Below are 16,721 nucleotides of genomic sequence, written 5' to 3'. Positions count from 1 at the left end.
ACCCGTGAGCGTCGCGTCATACATCCCCAGCCCGTCCCACGGAGTCTGGGACATCGGCCCGATCCCGATCCGGGCATACGCCCTCGGCATCATCATCGGCGCGATCGTGGCCATCATGATCGGCGAGCGACGCTTCCAGGCCCGCGGCGGCCGCGACGGCGTCATCGGCGACATCGCGATCTGGGCGATCCCGTTCGGCATCGTGGGCGCCCGGATCTACCACGTGTCGACCGATCCCGAGCTCTACTTCAGCGACGGCAAGCACCCGCTCAACGCGTTCAAGATCTGGGAGGGCGGCCTCGGCATCTGGGGCGCCATCGCGGGCGGCGCCCTCGGGGCGTACATCGCGTGCCGCCGCTACGGCGTGACGTTCTCGTCGGTCGCCGACGCGCTGGCGCCCGGCCTGCTGGTCGCGCAGGCGATCGGCCGCATCGGCAACTACTTCAACCAGGAGCTGTTCGGCAAGCCCACGACCAAGCCGTGGGGCCTGGAGATCGACGCCGCACACCGGCCCGACGGCTACGCCCAGTTCGCGACGTTCCACCCGACGTTCCTCTACGAGCTGCTGTGGAACCTCGCCGCTGCTGCGTTGATCATCGCGATCGACCGTAAGTTCAAGCTCACCGGCGGCCGGGCCTTCGCGCTCTACGCGATGCTCTACACCTCCGGCCGGGTCTGGATCGAGGCGCTGCGAATCGACGAGGCCAACCACATCGGCCCGTTCCGGCTCAACGTCTGGACCTCGATCATCGTGTTCACGGTGGCAGCGATCTTCTTCTCCGCGACCCGCAAGCGCGGAGCCGAGGAGGAGCCGGTGGACGAGACGACCGATGAACGCGTCGACGACGAGGCGAACGGCGAGTCCGAGTCTGAACCCACCACCTAGACCTCGGCTCTGCTGCTGATCTGCTGCACCGACCACTGGTTGCCGTCCGGGTCACTGAAGCGGACGAAGCCGACGTTGTCGAGGGCGTCGTCGTCGCGAGCCGGCCGATACGTCACGCCGTCGTACGACACCACGACCCCATTGTTCTCGACACCGTTCTCGACCAGCTGTTCGTGCGCGGCGTGGACGTCCGGGACCACCAGGACCAGGCCGCGCAGGGATCCTGGGACCAGGTCGGGGTGATATCCCGCGGACAGCTGGATCGAGCAGCCGGAGCCCGGTGGCGTCAGCTGCACGAATCGTCGACCTTCACCGGTGCTCTGGTCGATGTCGACCGCGAATCCGAGCCTCTGGTGATAGAAGTCCCTCGCACGGTCCACGTCGGTGACCGGGACCTGCACGACCTCGAGTGTCCACTGCATGATCTGCCTCCTCGCTCGATGGCTCAGGGTACTGAGGGGATCTGGCCTCCCGCAGCAGGAAAGCCTGACCTTCGGTGACGGCGGCAGACGGTCAGACGTACGTTTTCACCATGACCGAAGCAGTCGAGAGCACCGAACCCCTGCCTGATCCCGAGCACGTCGAGCACGAGCACCCTGACGTCACGGGTGGTTGGCTGCGCCCTGCGGTGTTCGGCGCGATGGACGGACTGGTGTCCAACTTCGCCTTGATCATGGGTGTCGTCGGCGGCAGCAGCGCGAACGACACCAAGCCGGTGGTCCTCGCGGGTCTGGCCGGGTTGGCGGCAGGTTCGTTCTCGATGGCGGCTGGGGAGTACACCTCGGTCGCGAGCCAGAGCGAGTTCGCGCTGGCGCAGGTCGACATCGAGCGCGACGAGATCCTCAACAACGAGACGGCCGAGGAAGCCGAGCTCGCGGTGATGTTCATCGAGAAGGGCGTCGAGGAGGACGTGGCCCGCGAGATGGCGGCCCAGATCCACCGCAACCCGGAGAACGCGGTCAAGGTGCACGCGCGTGAGGAGTTCGGCGTCGACGTCGACGACCTGGCGTCGCCGATGCTGGCCGCGGTGTCGTCGTTCTTCTCGTTCGCCCTCGGCGCGATGCTCCCGGTGTTCCCCTACCTGATCGGCATCGAGTCGCCGTGGCTCGCGATCGGCCTGTCGCTCGTGGCGCTGTTCGCGTGCGGCGCGATCGTCACGCGGATCACCGCCAGATCGTGGTGGTTCGGCGGGTTGCGCCAGCTCCTGCTGGGCGGCGCGGCGGCCGGGCTCACGTATCTCGTCGGCGACGCGGTGGGCAGTGCCATCGGCTGATGCGGCGCTCCGACGCGACGCCGTGTAATCTTGTTCTGCTGTCCGAGGCCAACGTCGTCCCCGGTCCGAGAATGTTCGTGATCCTGATGACGTAAGCGAGGCCCCATGGTGCGCGCCCCCCTCTTTTCGGCTCAGCCGGCTGCCCAAGGTCTGTACGACCCGCAGAACGAGCACGACGCCTGTGGCGTTGCGTTCGTCGCGACCCTGACCGGCGTGCCGAGCCACGAGATCGTCCTCCAGGGCCTCACCGCCCTGCGCAACCTGGACCATCGTGGAGCCGTTGGCGGCGACCCGGACACCGGTGACGGCGCCGGCATCATGGTCCAGGTCCCCGACGCCTTCCTGCGTGCGGTGAGCGGGGTCGAGCTGCCCGAGGCCGGTACGTACGCCGCTGGCCTGGCCTTCCTGCCGACCGACGACGCCGAGGCTGCTGAGGCACGCACCCGCTTCGAGGAGATCGCGACCGAGGAGGGCCTCACGGTCCTGGGCTGGCGCGAGGTGCCGATCGAGCCCGAGGTCCTGGGCCACGGCATGTCGCGCGCCGCGATGCCGGCCTTCGCCCAGGTCTTCGTGACCGCAGCGGGCGAGCCGCAGAGCGGCATCGAGCTCGACCGCACGGCGTACTGCCTGCGCAAGCGCGCCGAGCACGAGCTCGAGGTCTACTTCCCGTCGCTGTCCGGCCGCACGCTGGTCTACAAGGGCATGTTGACGCCCGAGCAGCTCGAGGGCTTCTTCCCCGACCTCGCCGACCCGCGCATGGAGTCGGCGATGGCGATCGTGCACAGCCGCTTCTCGACCAACACGTTCCCCAGCTGGCCGTTGGCCCACCCGTTCCGCTTCATCGCGCACAACGGCGAGATCAACACCGCGCGCGGCAACCGCAACTGGATGCGTGCCCGTGAGGCGCTGCTCGAGAGCGACCTGATCCCCGGCGACCTCAACCGACTGTTCCCGGTCTGCGACCCGCTCGGCAGCGACACCGCGTCGTTCGACGAGGTCCTGGAGCTGCTGCACCTCGGCGGCCGCAGCCTCCCGCACGCCGTCATGATGATGATCCCCGAGGCGTGGGAGAACGACGCCGACATGGACCCGGCCCGCCGCGCGTTCTACGAGTTCCACTCCTCCGTCATGGAGCCGTGGGACGGGCCCGCCGCGATCGCGTTCACCGACGGCAACCAGATCGGCGCGGTCCTCGACCGCAACGGCCTGCGCCCCGGTCGCTACTGGGTGACCGAGGACGGCCTCGTCGTGCTCGCCTCCGAGGCCGGCGTGCTCGACATCGACCAGAAGACCATCACCCGCAAGGGCCGCCTCGAGCCCGGCAAGATGTTCCTCCTCGACCTCGACCAGCACCGCATCATCGAGGACCACGAGATCAAGAACACGCTCGCCTCCGAGAACCCGTACGACGAGTGGCTCTACTCCGGTCTCGTCCGGTTCGAGGACCTGCCCGACCTCGAGCACATCGTGCACACGCACGCCTCGGTCACCCGCCGCCAGCAGGTGTTCGGCTACACCGAGGAGGAGCTGCGGCTGCTCATCGCGCCGATCGCGCGTGCCGGCGCCGAGGCGATCGGGTCGATGGGCACCGACACGCCCATCGCCGCGATCTCGGACCGTCCGCGCCAGCTGTTCGACTACTTCTCGCAGCTGTTCGCCCAGGTCACCAACCCGCCGCTCGACGCGATCCGCGAAGAGGTCGTCACCTCCCTCGCGGGCACGATCGGGCCGGAGCGCAACCTGCTCGCGCCCAGCCCCGCGTCGTGTCGCATGCTGCAGCTGCCGTTCCCCGTGCTCGACAACGACGAGCTCGCCAAGATCCGGCACATGAACAAGGACGGCGACATGCCGGGCTTCTCGGTGCACGTCGTCCGCGGTCTCTACGACGTGCACGGCGGCGGCACGGCGCTCAAGGCCAAGCTCGACGAGATCTGTGCCGAGGTCTCCCGTGCGATCGCCAACGGCGCACGGATCATCGTGCTGTCGGACCGGCACTCCAACTCCGACCTCGCACCGATCCCGTCGCTCCTGCTGACCGGCGCGGTGCACCACCACATGGTGCGCGAGAAGCTGCGCACGCAGGCCGGGCTCATCATCGAGGCCGGCGACGTCCGCGAGGTGCACCACGTCGCGCTGCTGATCGGCTACGGCGCGACCGCGGTCAACCCCTACCTCGTGCTGGAGTCCGCTGAGGACCTGGCTCGCGAGAAGGTGTTCGTCGAGGGCGTCGAGCCCGCCAAGGCGCTGCGCAACGTCGCGTACGGGCTCGGCAAGGGCGTGCTCAAGGTCATGAGCAAGATGGGCGTCTCGACCGTCGCGTCCTACACCGGCGCGCAGATCTTCGAGGCTGTCGGGCTGTCGCCGGAGATCGTCGAGGCGTACTTCACCGGCACGTCGTCCAAGCTGGGTGGCGTCGGCCTGGACGTGCTCGCCGAGGAGGTCCGCTCGCGGCACCTCAAGGCATACCCGACGAGCGGCATCGCCGCGTCCCGCCGCCACCTCGAGGTCGGCGGTGAGTACCAGTGGCGCCGCGAGGGCCCGGAGCACCTGTTCGACCCCGAGACCGTCTTCCGCCTGCAGCACTCCACGCGTACGGGCAGCTACGAGATCTTCAAGCAGTACACGTCACGCGTCGACGACCAGTCGGAGCGGCTCATGACGTTGCGCGGACTGTTCAACTTCCGCGACGGCGAGCGCACCCCGGTCTCGATCGACGAGGTCGAGCCGGTGTCCGAGATCGTCAAGCGGTTCTCGACCGGCGCGATGTCGTACGGCTCGATCAGCCAGGAGGCGCACGAGACGCTTGCGATCGCCATGAACCGCCTCGGCGGCAAGTCCAACACCGGCGAGGGTGGCGAGGACCCGGAGCGCCTGTACGACCCGGAGCGCCGCTCGGCGATCAAGCAGGTCGCGTCGGGCCGCTTCGGCGTCACGTCGGAGTACCTCACGAACTCCGACGACATCCAGATCAAGATGGCGCAGGGTGCCAAGCCCGGTGAGGGCGGCCAGCTGCCCGGCCCCAAGGTCTACCCGTGGATCGCGCGCACGCGGCACTCGACGCCGGGCGTCGGCCTGATCTCGCCGCCGCCGCACCACGACATCTACTCGATCGAGGACCTCAAGCAGCTGATCCACGATCTCAAGAACGCCAACCCCGTGGCACGCGTGCACGTCAAGCTCGTGTCGGAGATCGGCGTCGGCACGGTCGCGGCCGGCGTCTCGAAGGCCAAGGCCGACGTCGTCCTGATCTCCGGGCACGACGGCGGCACCGGCGCCTCGCCGCTGACGTCGCTCAAGCACGCCGGTGGGCCGTGGGAGCTGGGCCTCGCCGAGACCCAGCAGACCCTGCTGCTCAACGGCCTGCGCGACCGCATCGTCGTCCAGGCTGACGGTCAGCTCAAGACCGGTCGCGACGTCATGATCGCGGCACTGCTCGGTGCCGAGGAGTTCGGTTTCGCCACGGCGCCGCTCGTCGTCAGCGGCTGCATCATGATGCGCGTGTGCCACCTCGACACGTGCCCGGTCGGCGTCGCCACGCAGAACAAGGCGCTGCGCGAGAAGTACGCCGGCAAGGCCGAGTACGTCGTCAACTTCTTCGAGTTCATCGCCGAGGAGGTCCGGGAGCTGCTGGCGCGTCTGGGGTTCCGGACGATCGAGGAAGCCGTCGGTCACGCCGAGATGCTCAACGTCGAGAAGGCGGTCGACCACTGGAAGGCGGACGGTCTCGACCTGTCCCCGATCCTGTACGTCCCGGAGCTCCCCGAAGGGGCGGCCCTGCACAACACGACTGGCCAGGACCACAGCCTCGACAAGGCGCTCGACAACGAGCTCATCGCCCTGAGCGCTGACGCCTTGGACAACGGTGAGCCGGTGCGCGCGCAGGTCGAGATCCGTAACGTCAACCGTACGGTCGGCACGATGCTCGGCCATGAGGTCACCAAGCGCTACCGCGGCGAGGGCCTGCCCGAGAACACGATCGACATCACGTTCCTCGGCTCGGCCGGGCAGTCGTTCGGCGCGTTCGTCCCCAAGGGCGTCACGCTGCGGCTCGAGGGTGACGGCAACGACTACGTCGGCAAGGGCCTGTCCGGCGGACGGATCGTCGTACGGCCGCCGCGCGAAGTGCAGTTCACCGCCGAGGCGCAGATCGTCGCCGGCAACGTGATCGGCTTCGGCGCGACCAGCGGCGAGATCTTCCTGCGCGGCAAGGTCGGCGAGCGCTTCTGCGTCCGCAACTCCGGCGCCAGCGCCGTCGTCGAGGGGGTGGGCGACCACGCGTGCGAGTACATGACGGGCGGCCGCGTCGTGATCCTCGGCCAGACCGGTCGCAACGTCGCCGCCGGCATGAGCGGCGGTGCGGCGTACGTCCTGGATCTCGACGAGACCCGGGTCAACATGGACATGGTAGAGCTGCGCGCCCTAGGGGGCGCGGATGCTGGCGGCTCCGCCGCCCATGGTCAGGAAGCGGCTCGAGAACTCAAACATCTCATTGAGAAGCACCAAGAAGAGACCGGCTCGGTCGTCGCGGAGCAGCTGCTCGGCGACTGGGAGCAGTCGCTGACCCGCTTCACCGAGATCATGCCGGTCAACTACCGGCTGGTGCTCGAGGCGCGCGACGCCGCCGAGTCCGAAGGACTGTCCGAGGAAGACACGACCGCACGCATGATGGAGGTGGCCGCACGTGGCTGATCCCAGAGGTTTCATCACGACTCCCCGCCAGGTCGCCGAACGGCGCCCCGTCGAGGAACGCGTCAACGACTGGAACGAGGTCTACCCGGGTGGTCCCGGCCGCGCTCTGCTGCCGATCATCACCGAGCAGGCCGGCCGCTGCATGGACTGCGGCATCCCGTTCTGCCACTCCGGCTGCCCCCTGGGCAACCTGATCCCGGAGTGGAACGACCTCGTGTGGCGCGAGGACTGGGACGAGGCGCTCGACCGCCTGCACGCGACCAACAACTTCCCGGAATTCACCGGGCGGTTGTGCCCCGCCCCGTGCGAGACCGCCTGCGTCGTGGGCATCAACCGCGACGCCGTGACGATCAAGAACGTCGAGGTGTCGATCATCGACAAGGCGTGGGACGATCGTCAGGTACGCCCCGAGCCGCCGGAGTGGCTGACCGGCAAGACCGTTGCCGTCGTCGGCTCCGGCCCGGCCGGCCTAGCCGCCGCACAGCAGCTGACTCGTGCGGGTCACACCGTCGCGGTCTACGAGCGTGACGACAAGCCCGGTGGCCTGCTGCGCTACGGCATCCCCGAGTTCAAGATGGAGAAGATCCAGGTCGATCGCCGTATCGACCAGATGCAGCGTGAGGGCACGGTCTTCCGTACGGGCGTGCAGGTCGGCGACACGCTGACCGGCCACCAGCTGCGGGACCGCTACGACGCGGTGGTGCTGGCGATCGGCTCCACCGTGCGCCGTGACCTGCCGGTGCCGGGCCGTGAGCTGGGCGGCATCCACCAGGCCATGGAGTTCCTCCCGCAGGCCAACCGCGTTGCGCTCGGCGAGGAGGTCCAGGATCAGATCGTGGCAACCGACAAGGACGTCATCATCATCGGCGGCGGCGACACCGGAGCGGACTGCCTCGGCACGTCCGTGCGTCAGGGCGCCCGGTCGATCACGCAGCTGGAGATCCTGCCCAACCCCGGCACGGATCGTCCCGACACCCAGCCGTGGCCGACCTACCCGATGATCTACCGCGTCTCGTCCGCCCACGAAGAGGCGGGGGACCGGGTCTACTCGGTCTCGACCAAGGAGTTCCTCGGCGAGGACGGCCAGGTCAGCGGTCTGCGGCTCGTCGAGGTCGAGCTGGTCGACGGGAAGTTCCAGGAGGTCGACGGCTCCGAGCGGGTCGTGCCGGCCCAGCTGGTGCTGTTCGCGATGGGCTTCACCGGCCCGGAGAAGGAAGGCCTGGTCGACCAGCTCGGCGTCGAGCTGGACGAGCGTGGCAACGTCAAGCGGGACAAGAAGTACATGTCGAGTGTCGACGGCGTGTTCGTCGCCGGTGATGCCGGGCGCGGGCAGTCGCTCATCGTCTGGGCCATCGCGGAGGGTCGTTCGGCGGCTGCGGGAGTCGATGCGTTCCTGACCGGATCGACCAATCTGCCGGCCCCGATTCCGCCCAACGCGCGGCCGCTGACGGTGTGAATTCATGTCTCATCTAATTTGTTGCTTCAAACCACTTAAGTGACTCGCCGGTAGGCGAACCACTGGATAGGCTCGTTCAAGTGAGAAGAGCGAAGATTGTCTGCACCCTCGGCCCTGCTGTCGGGAACGCCCACAAGATCCTGCAGCTGACCGAGGCCGGCATGGACGTCGCACGGCTCAACATGAGCCACGGTGACCAGTCCGACCACGAGCAGAACTACGCCTGGGTCCGCGAGGCCGGCAACAAGGTCGGCAAGGCCATCGCCGTGCTGGCCGACCTCCAGGGCCCCAAGATCCGGCTCGGCCGGTTCGCCGAGGGCCCCGTGCACCTCGAGGCCGGCTCGACGTTCACCATCACGACCGACGACATCCTCGGTGACGTCAACCGGTGCTCCACGACCTACAAGGGCCTGCCCGGCGACGTGTCGGTCGGCGACGAGATCCTGATCGACGACGGCCGCATGCGGCTGCGCGCGACGGCGGTCACCGACACCGACGTGACGTGCCTGATCGAGACCAGCGGCCCGGTCAGCAACAACAAGGGCATCAACCTGCCCGGCGTCATGGTCAGCGTCCCCGCGATGAGCGAGAAGGACATCGACGACCTGCGCTTCGCGCTGCGACTCGGCGTCGACTTCATCGCCCTGTCGTTCGTACGTTCGGCCGACGACTACTACGACGTCAAGAAGATCATGGTCGAAGAGGGCATCATGCGCCCCGTCATCGCCAAGATCGAGAAGCCACAGGCGGTCGAGAACCTCGACGGCATCATGGACGCGTTCGACGGCGTCATGGTCGCCCGCGGTGACCTCGGCGTCGAGCTGCCCCTCGAGGACGTCCCGATCGTCCAGAAGCTCATCGTCGAGAAGGCCCGCCGCAACGCCAAGCCCGTCATCGTCGCGACGCAGATGCTCGAGTCGATGATCTCCGCCCCGCGGCCGACCCGCGCCGAGGCGTCTGATGTCGCCAACGCGGTGCTCGACGGCGCCGACGCCGTGATGCTGTCCGGCGAGACCAGCGTGGGGGAGTACCCGATCCACACGGTCACGACGATGGCTCGCATCATCGAGTCGACCGAGGAGCACGGCCTGCCCCGCATGGCCGCGTTCACCTGGCAGGCCAAGACCAAGAGCGGCATCATCTGCCGCGCGGCCGCGAATGTCGCGGAGTCGGTCAACGCCCGTTACGTGGTCGCGTTCACGACCAGCGGCGACTCGGCGCGACGGATGACCCGCTACCGCTCCAAGGTGCCGGTCATCGCGTTCACGCCGGATCCGCTCGTACGCTCGCAGCTGGCGCTCAGCTGGGGCATCGAGACGTTCCTCGTCCCCGAGGTCACCCACACCGACGAGATGGTGCTGCAGGTCGACAAGGCGCTGCTGGAGATCGGCCGCTGCCACGACGGTCAGCAGGTCGTGATCGTCGCCGGGAGCCCTCCGGGCATCCCCGGCTCGACCAACGCGCTGCGCATCCACAACATGGGCGACGCGATCAACGGCGTGGTCCCGGCCTACCAGGACACCTCGGAGTAGTAGACCTGCGAGTATCACCCCTCAGTCGAGTCTGGCTGGGGGGTGTTCTCCGTGGTGCCGCGAGCTCCTACACGCTGCACCGTCTCGCCTCGCCCTTGCTGGGCACGAGCGCTCACGAGTCAGTTGTTGCCCATCGACAAGCGTCGTTGTCAGTGCCGTCGCGCCGCGTCGCCCGCTCGTCGACGGGCAACAACGGCCTCCTGAGCTCGGCGCCCTCCCGCAGCGATCTTCAGTCCATACCGGCGATGGGTGAGTCACATGGTCGACTCACGGCGAAGGCTGAGCCACCCGTGCCGGCAAGCCGGCACCGCGCCGGCCGCGGGCGGCCGTCGTTGCTTCCAGACTCGGATCTCTCGCCCACTCTTCTTTGGGGTTCAGTCCCGGTGCCGGGTGCGGGACTCGAACCCGCACGCCCTTGCGGACAACGGTTTTTGAGACCGTCGCGTCTACCATTCCGCCAACCCGGCATGCACACGCGTCGGCCGGAACACCCAATCGCTGTTGTGCCCGATAACCTTCTCACGTGACAGATCTTGGGCCCGAATCGGGACGCCCCGCCCCGCGTGTCGTGATCGCCGAGGACGAGGCGCTGATCCGGCTCGACCTGGCGGAGATGCTCGCCGAGGAAGGCTACGCGGTGGTCGGGCAGGCCGGTGACGGCGAGGAGGCCATCGCGCTGGCGATGGAGCACCGCCCCGACCTGGTCGTGATGGACGTCAAGATGCCCAAGCTCGACGGCATCGCGGCCGCCTCCCAGATCGCGCAGGCCCGCATCGCTCCCGTCGTCATGCTCACGGCGTTCAGCCAGCGCGAGCTGGTCGAGCGAGCCCGGGACTCCGGCGCGATGGCATACCTCGTCAAGCCGTTCACCAAGTCCGACCTCGTGCCGGCCATCGAGATGGCGATGAGCCGTTTTGCCGAGATCAGGGCCCTCGAGCACGAGGTCGGTGGCCTGACCGACCAGCTCGCGACCCGCAAGGCGATCGAGCGGGCCAAGGGGTTGCTGCAGGAGGCGCTGAGCATCAGCGAACCCGATGCGTTCCGCTGGATCCAGCGCACGGCGATGGATCTGCGCCTGACGATGCAGCAGGTCGCGCAGGGGGTCATCGACCACGGTCCTGAGCTGGGATCCCCGGTCGATCAGCAGGACTGACCCCGGCTGGTTACAAAATGGCTACGTTACCTGCCGTAATCGGCTCGTTGACCCAATTGACCCATGAAAAGACTAAGTTCATGGGTACGTACACGCTCCCTGGCACAGGCCAGGGCTTTCTACATATCCGGAGGATTGATGAAACGCAGTACCCAGACGATCCGCCTCGCGGCCGTTGCGGCCGCGGGCGCGCTTGTTCTCGCTGCATGTGGCGGCAGTAGCGACGGTGGCGACAAGGACAAGGCGTCCGACGCTCCTGCAGCCAAGGGCGACGGCACTCTGACCGTCGGTCAGCTGCTTCCGCAGACCGGCAGCCTCGCGTTCCTCGGCCCGCCGGAGTTCGCCGGTGTCGACCTCGCCATCAAGGACATCAATGCCGCCGGCGGTGTGCTCGGCAAGGACGTCAAGAGCGTCCGCGCTGACTCCGGTGACACCGACTCGGGCATCGCCCCGGCCGAGACCGACAAGCTGCTCAAGGCCAAGTCCGATGTCATCATCGGTGCTGCGTCCTCGGGTGTCTCGCTGACGGTCATCGACAAGATCATGTCGGCCGGCACGGTCATGTTCTCACCGGCCAACACGTCGACGTCGTTCGACGAGGGTGACTACTCCAAGCCCGACCTCTACTTCCGTACGGCGCCGTCCGACATCCTCCAGGGTGCCGTGCTCGCCAACCTCCTCGTCGAGGACGGGCGTGAGAACATCGCGATCCTGGCCCGCCAGGACGCGTACGGCGAGACGCTCGCCAAGGAGGTCAAGAAGAACGTCGAGGCTGCGGGTTCGAAGGTTGCCGCTTCGGTGCTCTACGACGAGAAGAACGGCCCGGGCGACAGCCAGATCACCGAGATCGCGGACGCCAAGGCCGACGCTGTCGTGCTGATCGCGTTCGACGAGACCACCACGATCGTCCCGAAGCTGATCCAGGCCGGCGTCGGCCCGAAGGACGTCGCGACGTACTTCGTCGACGGCAACACGTCGGACTACAGCACGACCGGCACCAAGCAGCTTCCTCCGGGATCGCTCACCGGCACCAAGGGCACCATCCCCGGTGCTGCTGCGGGTGACGACTTCAAGAAGCGCCTGGCCACGGTCAACGCGAAGCTGAAGGACTACTCGTACTCCGCTGAGTCGTACGACGCGACCGTCGTGTCCGCCCTGGCCGCGATCAAGGCCAAGGACGACTCGGGCGAGGCCATCGCCAAGGAGATCCCGGGCATCACCAAGGACGGCGACAAGTGCAAGACGTTCGAGGAGTGCGCTGCTCTGCTCAAGGATGGCAAGGACATCGACTACGACGGTGTCTCCGGCCCGATCGAGCTCGGCGAGACGGGCAGCCCGACGGCTGCTTCGATCGGCATCTACCAGTACGACAGCAAGAACAAGATCGCTCCGGTGAAGTACATCAGCGGCACGATCTGATCGAGCCTGATCTGAGGATCAGCTGATCTGCAGGGCCCCGGTGCTTCGGCACCGGGGCCCTCTGCTGTCCCGCGCCACGTGTGGGGAACAGCGGGCACCGGGACGCACGAACGCCCGGCACCGAGGGCGCCGGGCGTTCGTGTCGTACGTGGGTCAGTCTGCCTGCTGACCCAAGGTCCCCAGGTAGAGCTCGATGACCTTGGGATCGTCTGCGAGGTCCTTGCCGGTGCCCGAGTAGGCGTTGCGGCCCTGGTCGAGCACGTAGCCGCGATCGCAGATCTGCAGGCAGCGCCGGGCGTTCTGCTCGACCATGATGACCGAGACGCCCGCGCGGTTGATGTTGCGGGTCTGCACGAACACCTCGTCCTGCAGGACGGGGGAGAGGCCTGCAGACGGCTCGTCGAGCAGCAGCACCGACGGGTCCATCATCAGGGCCCGGCCCATGGCGACCATCTGGCGCTCGCCACCGGACAGCTGTCCGGCCCGCTGCTTGCGCCGCTCACCGAGGCGGGGGAACAGGTCGGTGACGAAGCCGAAGCGCTCGTTGAACCGCTTGGGCTCCTGGTAGCAGCCCATCTCGAGGTTCTCCTCGATCGTCAGGCTCGGGAACACGTTGTTGTTCTGCGGCACGAAGCCGATGCCCTTGGAGACGAGCTGGTCGGCGCGCTGGTTGGTGATGTCGTCGCCCTTGAGCTTGACCGAGCCCTCGTGGACCTTGACCAGGCCGAACAGGGCCTTGAGCAGCGTCGACTTGCCGGCGCCGTTGGGGCCGATGATGCCGACGAGCTCGCCCGGCTGGCAGTAGAGGTCGGCCCCGTTGAGGATGTTGACGCCGGGCAGGTAGCCCGCGATGAGGTTGTCGGCCCTCAGGACCGCACCCTCGGCGCCGACGAGGTGCCCTTCGCGCTCGGCGGTCTGGCTGTCGTTGGTCATGACGTGCCTTCCTGGTCGAGCTCGGCCTCGGCCTCGATCTCGAGCTCCGCGAGGTCCACCTCGGTGATGTCGGTGTCGTGGTGGGCGCCGAGATAGGCGTCGATGACCCTCTGGTCGGCCATGACGGACTGCGGCGTGCCTTCAGCGACGATCTGGCCCTGGGCCATCACGATGACCCAGTCCGAGATGTCCCGGACCATGTCCATGTCGTGCTCCACGAAGAGCACCGTGCGGCCTTCGTCGCGCAACGACTTCACGTGGCCGAGGAGCGACTGCTTGAGTGCCGGGTTGACGCCGGCCATGGGCTCGTCGAGCATGATCAGCTCGGGATCGACCATGAGGGCCCGCGCCATCTCCAGCAGCTTGCGCTGGCCACCTGACAGGGAACCGGCGAAGTCCTCACGCTTGGCGTCGAGCTTGAACCGCTCGAGCAGCGCGTCCGCACGAGCCGTGATCTCGTCCTCCTGCGAGCTCCACAGTGACTTGAAGGGGGCCGACCAGAACTTCTCGCCGCGCTGGCCGGTCGCGCCGAGGCGCATGTTCTCGATGACCTTGAGCTTGGAGAGCACCTTGGTCAGCTGGAAGGTACGGACCATGCCGAGGCGCGCGACCTTGTAGGCCGGCACCTTTCCGAGAGTGTGGTCGTTGAAGGACCAGTCGCCCTCGTCCGGCTCGTCGAAACCCGTGAGCAGGTTGAACAGGGTCGTCTTGCCGGCTCCGTTGGGACCGATGAGCGCAGTGATGACGCCCCTTTGGATCTCGATGTGCTCGACGTCGACGGCCTTGAGCCCGCCGAACGTACGCAGGATGTTGCTGCCCTTGACGATCGGGTCGGGCTTCGGCGCGCCTGGTTCGGCGGGTACACCCTCGAGGGCTTTGCGAGCGGCGCTGAGTTCAACGGGCATCGATTGCGATCTCCCTTCGGTCTCCGAAGATCCCCTGTGGTCGGAAGATCATCAGGAGCATGAGGCCCAACCCGAGCAAGATGAATCGGATGAGGCTGGACTGAGTGTTGGTCATGATGAAGTCGGGGATGAGGGGATCGGTACCCGACGTGGCCTGACCGAAGAACGATCCGAGGCCGGCGATGAGGAACCAGAACACGATGGATCCGACGACCGGTCCGAGCACCCGGGCTGCGCCGCCGATGAGCAGGGCAGCGTAGGCATAGAACGTGAACGTCGTGTTGAAGTCCGTCGGCACCGCCGAGCCCTGCTTCAGGATGTGGAAGATGCCGGCAATGCCACCGAAGATGCCGCCCAGCACGAGGGCCTGCATCTTGTAGGCGAAGACGTTCTTGCCGAGCGAGCGCACGGCGTCCTCGTCTTCACGGATCGACTTCAGCACGCGGCCCCAGGGGCTGCGCATGAGGGCCCACACGAGCAGGCAACCGAGGCCCACGAGCGTCCAGCCGACGGTGATCGACCAGAGATCGTTGACGCTGAACGAGACGACGCCGATGTCGAGGCCGCTGTTGTACGGATTGAGATCCCTGTAGGTGCTTGCGAACCCGGTCAGACCGTTGGATCCGCCGAACGTGTCCTTGAACTCGACCGCGCCGAAGATGAGTCGCAGGATCTCCGATGTCGCAATCGTCACGATGGCGAGGTAGTCCGCCCTCAGCCGCAGGGTCGGCACACCGAGGACCAGCGCCAGCAGCACCGAGGCGCCCAGCGCGATGACCAGGCCCAACCAGAACGACAGGTCCCACGTCACGACGCTGACGGCGAGGCCGAAGGCGGCGATGGCCATGAAGCCGGCCTGGCCGAAGTTGAGCAGGCCGGTGTAGCCGAAGTGGACGTTGAGACCGATGGCCGCCAGCGCGAACACGATCGCCTGGGGTCCGAGAGCCGCCGAGAACGCGGCGTCGATGACTGTTCCGAAATCCATGGTTGCCCCTTATCCGATCCGTTGGGCTCTGCCGAGGAGGCCTTGCGGTCTGACGAGCAGGATGAGGATCATCACGACCAGTGCCCCGACGTCCTTGATCGATGCCGGCACCGGGTGCCAGCCCCAGAGGGTGATCACGGGGGCGACCTCGACCATGAGGCCGATGACGAGAGAGCCCAGCAGGGCGCCCCAGATGGTGCCGAGGCCGCCGAGAGTGACCGCGGCGAACACCAGGAGCAGCACCTTGAAGCCCATCTGGAAGTTGACCTGCTGATTGATGGCCAGCAGCACGCCCGACAGGCCCGTCAGGGCGGTGCCCAGGATCCAGACGGATGAGATCACGCCGTCGACCCGCATGCCGGACGATGCGGAGAGCGCGGGGTTGTCGGAAACGGCCCGCATGGCCTTGCCGAGTCGTGTTCGCATCAGCGCGATGCAGGTGACGACCAGGGTGACGATCGAGATCGCGAAGATCGCGACCTCCTTGTCCGACAACGCAATCGGCCCGTAGTCACTACGGCCCTGGGCAACGTACTGGCTGAGGGTCTTGGTCGAGCCTCCGAAGGTGTACTGGAAGACGCTGCGCAGCAGGAGTGCGAAGCCGATCGACACGATCATCATGGCGATCAGGCCGGTGCCGCGGTTGCGCAGCGGCCGCCACATCCCACGGTCCTGGGCGAAGCCGAACAGGGCGGACGCCAGGACCGCCAGCGCTCCCGCGGCGATCACGGGTAGTCCGAGACCGCGGTTGAACATGTAGGTCATGATGCCGCCGAAGGTGATCAGCTCACCGTGGGCGAAGTTGGTCAAGCCAGTGGTGCCGAAGATCAGTGACAGGCCGAGTGCGGCCAGGGCGATGATCAGCCCGTACTTCAGTCCCGAGGTCGACGCGTCGATGAGCTTGCTCCCGAAGGACGCCTCCTTGACGACGACTGCGCCGATCTGGAACTGCACGAACGTCGCGGCAGCGATCTTGACCTGCACGGTCTTGGTCGTCTCACCGTTGCCGCTGAGCTTGACCCCCTCGGGAAGCGTCTTGGGATCCAGCTCGACGACGTACGTGCCGTTGCCGGGGATGCCGATGCTGACGCGACCGGCCTGATCGGTGGTCTGCGTGCCGAGCTCCTCACCGGTCTTGCTGTCCTTGTGGACCGTCAGCTTGACGCCCGGGACGGGCACGGGCTCGCCCTTGCCGCCCTTCACGTCCTTGAGCGTGACGGTGATGTTCGGGCCCTTCACGACCGGATTCTTCTCCGGTGTTCCGGTACTGGCGGTCGGGCTGGGCGTGGGCGTCGTCGCGGCATTCGCGGTGACGGGCGCCAGCAGGATCAGACCGGCCAGGATCGCTGTGAGGAGCGTCGCTGGTCGCAGGTGCACGCGGTGTCTCCTGTCGAGGTTTTTCGGTCGAGGGTCGTTCGACCTGCAGTGACTATAGCCACATGCAGGAGTCAACGGCGTCACAAGCGAGGCCCGCAGGTAACAGTTGGGTT

12 protein-coding genes and 1 tRNA gene are annotated in these 16,721 nt (G+C 67.1%); 7 read left to right on the top strand and 6 right to left on the bottom strand.

The window, feature by feature from the left end; translation table 11 throughout:
* Positions 1–4 precede the first annotated feature (4 nt).
* Positions 5–886 (top strand): prolipoprotein diacylglyceryl transferase, encoded by an 882-nt coding sequence (gene lgt, locus BOSE46_RS13125; RefSeq protein WP_236551747.1) that lies wholly within the window; start codon positions 5–7, stop codon positions 884–886.
* On the opposite strand, the gene BOSE46_RS13120 is transcribed toward lgt, so the two are convergent.
* Positions 883–1,308 carry a VOC family protein gene (locus BOSE46_RS13120; RefSeq protein WP_159540662.1) on the bottom strand — a complete coding sequence of 142 codons (426 nt, stop codon included), beginning with the start codon at positions 1,306–1,308 and terminating at the stop codon, positions 883–885. The genes lgt and BOSE46_RS13120 overlap by 4 nt on opposite strands.
* A 110-nt stretch (positions 1,309–1,418) precedes the next feature.
* On the opposite strand from BOSE46_RS13120, the gene BOSE46_RS13115 reads away from it, so the two are divergent.
* The 4 genes from BOSE46_RS13115 to pyk all read left to right on the top strand — a co-directional run bounded on the left by BOSE46_RS13115 (position 1,419) and on the right by pyk (position 9,836).
* Positions 1,419–2,159 (top strand): VIT1/CCC1 transporter family protein, encoded by a 741-nt coding sequence (locus BOSE46_RS13115; protein WP_159540661.1) that lies wholly within the window; start codon positions 1,419–1,421, stop codon positions 2,157–2,159.
* 105 nt (positions 2,160–2,264) lie between these two features.
* Positions 2,265–6,848, top strand: coding sequence for a glutamate synthase large subunit (gene gltB, locus BOSE46_RS13110; protein WP_201299632.1), 4,584 nt, complete (start codon positions 2,265–2,267; stop codon positions 6,846–6,848).
* Positions 6,841–8,304, top strand: coding sequence for a glutamate synthase subunit beta (locus BOSE46_RS13105; protein WP_159540660.1), 1,464 nt, complete (start codon positions 6,841–6,843; stop codon positions 8,302–8,304). Before gltB ends, BOSE46_RS13105 begins: the two co-directional genes overlap by 8 nt.
* 80 nt (positions 8,305–8,384) lie before the next feature.
* Positions 8,385–9,836 (top strand): pyruvate kinase, encoded by a 1,452-nt coding sequence (pyk, locus tag BOSE46_RS13100; protein ID WP_159540659.1) that lies wholly within the window; start codon positions 8,385–8,387, stop codon positions 9,834–9,836.
* Between the two features lie 384 nt (positions 9,837–10,220).
* On the opposite strand, the gene BOSE46_RS13095 is transcribed toward pyk, so the two are convergent.
* Positions 10,221–10,303: transfer RNA gene (locus BOSE46_RS13095), tRNA-Leu, on the bottom strand.
* Between the two features lie 56 nt (positions 10,304–10,359).
* Between BOSE46_RS13095 and BOSE46_RS13090 the strand changes: the two genes are divergently transcribed.
* Positions 10,360–10,989 (top strand): ANTAR domain-containing response regulator, encoded by a 630-nt coding sequence (locus tag BOSE46_RS13090; RefSeq protein ID WP_159540658.1) that lies wholly within the window; start codon positions 10,360–10,362, stop codon positions 10,987–10,989.
* A gap of 138 nt (positions 10,990–11,127) precedes the next feature.
* Positions 11,128–12,408: an ABC transporter substrate-binding protein gene (locus tag BOSE46_RS13085; protein ID WP_159540657.1), complete on the top strand. Its 1,281-nt coding sequence runs from the start codon at positions 11,128–11,130 to the stop codon at positions 12,406–12,408.
* 153 nt (positions 12,409–12,561) lie between these two features.
* Here the strand turns inward: BOSE46_RS13085 and BOSE46_RS13080 are convergent, their stop codons facing one another.
* From BOSE46_RS13080 to BOSE46_RS13065, 4 genes are read right to left on the bottom strand one after another with little or no spacing between them, the layout of a single operon-like run.
* Entirely contained in the window at positions 12,562–13,341 is a 780-nt protein-coding gene (locus BOSE46_RS13080; protein WP_159540656.1) for an ABC transporter ATP-binding protein, read from the bottom strand.
* The gene (locus tag BOSE46_RS13075; RefSeq protein ID WP_159540655.1) at positions 13,338–14,246 is read right to left on the bottom strand and encodes an ABC transporter ATP-binding protein; all 909 of its coding nucleotides are present in this window, start codon (positions 14,244–14,246) and stop codon (positions 13,338–13,340) included. Before BOSE46_RS13075 ends, BOSE46_RS13080 begins: the two co-directional genes overlap by 4 nt.
* Positions 14,236–15,231, bottom strand: coding sequence for a branched-chain amino acid ABC transporter permease (locus tag BOSE46_RS13070; protein WP_159540654.1), 996 nt, complete (start codon positions 15,229–15,231; stop codon positions 14,236–14,238). The genes BOSE46_RS13075 and BOSE46_RS13070 overlap by 11 nt, the downstream gene beginning before the upstream one ends.
* 9 nt (positions 15,232–15,240) lie before the next feature.
* Positions 15,241–16,608 carry a branched-chain amino acid ABC transporter permease gene (locus tag BOSE46_RS13065; protein ID WP_201299631.1) on the bottom strand — a complete coding sequence of 456 codons (1,368 nt, stop codon included), beginning with the start codon at positions 16,606–16,608 and terminating at the stop codon, positions 15,241–15,243.
* Positions 16,609–16,721: the final 113 nt, after the last annotated feature.

Source organism: Aeromicrobium sp. 9AM (genome assembly GCF_902506105.1).
Lineage (GTDB): Bacteria > Actinomycetota > Actinomycetes > Propionibacteriales > Nocardioidaceae > Aeromicrobium.
The sequence above is the reverse complement of the archived record's forward strand: the minus strand, read 5'-3'. Positions and strand labels throughout refer to the sequence as shown.

Coding starts and splice junctions, on each gene's coding strand:
- BOSE46_RS13080 (WP_159540656.1), bottom strand. CDS start 13,341: ATGACCAACGACAGCCAGACCGCCGAGCGCGAAGGGCACCTCGTCGGC.
- BOSE46_RS13120 (WP_159540662.1), bottom strand. CDS start 1,308: ATGCAGTGGACACTCGAGGTCGTGCAGGTCCCGGTCACCGACGTGGAC.
- BOSE46_RS13085 (WP_159540657.1), top strand. CDS start 11,128: ATGAAACGCAGTACCCAGACGATCCGCCTCGCGGCCGTTGCGGCCGCG.
- BOSE46_RS13115 (WP_159540661.1), top strand. CDS start 1,419: ATGACCGAAGCAGTCGAGAGCACCGAACCCCTGCCTGATCCCGAGCAC.
- gltB (WP_201299632.1), top strand. CDS start 2,265: ATGGTGCGCGCCCCCCTCTTTTCGGCTCAGCCGGCTGCCCAAGGTCTG.
- BOSE46_RS13075 (WP_159540655.1), bottom strand. CDS start 14,246: ATGCCCGTTGAACTCAGCGCCGCTCGCAAAGCCCTCGAGGGTGTACCC.
- BOSE46_RS13070 (WP_159540654.1), bottom strand. CDS start 15,231: ATGGATTTCGGAACAGTCATCGACGCCGCGTTCTCGGCGGCTCTCGGA.